The sequence below is a fragment of the Paenibacillus sp. NPDC056722 genome (assembly GCF_042790635.1).
Taxonomy (GTDB): Bacteria; Bacillota; Bacilli; order Paenibacillales; family Paenibacillaceae; genus Paenibacillus_AQ; species Paenibacillus_AQ agri.
Genome location: NZ_JBHTYV010000042.1, coordinates 1 through 1,063, shown reverse-complemented (window position 1 = coordinate 1,063; position 1,063 = coordinate 1). Strand labels below are relative to the sequence as shown.

The window sequence follows — 1,063 nt, the reverse complement described above, 5'->3', positions numbered from 1 at the left end:
CATGTCCAAGGCGGCGGCGTCTTGAAAGCGGGTACGAATCGTCTCGGCCACAGGACTATTCGGATCGGTCTGTACAGCATCGACCGACACGATCGGGGCGACGAACGCATGTGAATGTCCAGGATCGTAATGCTCGCTTCCCGGCGCGGTTGTCCACTCACTGTCTGCAATGCATGCGTGCACCACCGCGAGCAGCGGCTCGGGCACGGAGTAGGACCGATCACGACCGAGAAGTGTCGAACCGGACTCCGAGGAAACCTGTTTGCCGGAATGCGGATTATGAATCCGGCTCGCGACCACGACATCGAGATGACGCTGGTCCGACGGTTTCAAACCCGCTGCCGTGCCGACGAACGCGACGAGGTTCGCGTGCAACTCCCCCGCGGCGACCCCCACCAATGCCGCGGACGTCGCATTCCCCATCCCGGCCCGAGCTAGATACACACTCCAGATGATGTGATCACCTGGTACTTCGCCGTACACCATCGGGATACCACCCGCGCGGGTACGCCGCGGGTTCACCAAGCGTTTTCGGACCTCTGCGTGCTCGAGTTCGACAGCGGTGACCACAAGCGCGGTGCGCTTCTGCGTCGACTCCTCGAACTCCGCCAGCCCCGTCACGCCGGGGCCTGAAGTCCACAAGACCGCGCGCCCGTCCTTCACCGAGGCGACCAACTCTTGGACCTGCAACTTCTTCAGCGAGCGGTTGGCCGTATTGGGTGCCACCCCGGCGATGCCAGCAATGGTTCGACCACTTAGCGGTTCCGCAGATCGGCGCAGCGCCCGAAGGATGACAATCTCGCGCCTACTCAGGTTCATACTGCATTTTGCCACTCCGAATGCGTGGTGTGCAATGTTGGAATCTATTGCACACCATGCCCTCGACCGACCTCCTTCCGGGCTGGTGCACTGCGTCGGCATGTTAATGGCGCGTGGGCGAGTTCGTCTGTTAGCCGATCGTTGACGGAACCAACGAGCACGTCACGGGGCTGCCACCAACGTCCAGCTTCCAATGTGAGATAGCAAGGGCTCACCTCCGAGGTGTGGCTCTGCAACAAGAAGG

At 61.6% G+C, this 1,063-nt stretch carries 1 protein-coding gene; it reads right to left on the bottom strand.

Annotation, left to right across the window (positions count from 1 at the left end):
• Window positions 1-819 (bottom strand): hypothetical protein (locus ACFRAM_RS28735; protein WP_379470444.1); only part of this gene is annotated, 819 nt, incomplete at its 3' end.
• Window positions 820-1,063 lie beyond the last annotated feature (244 nt).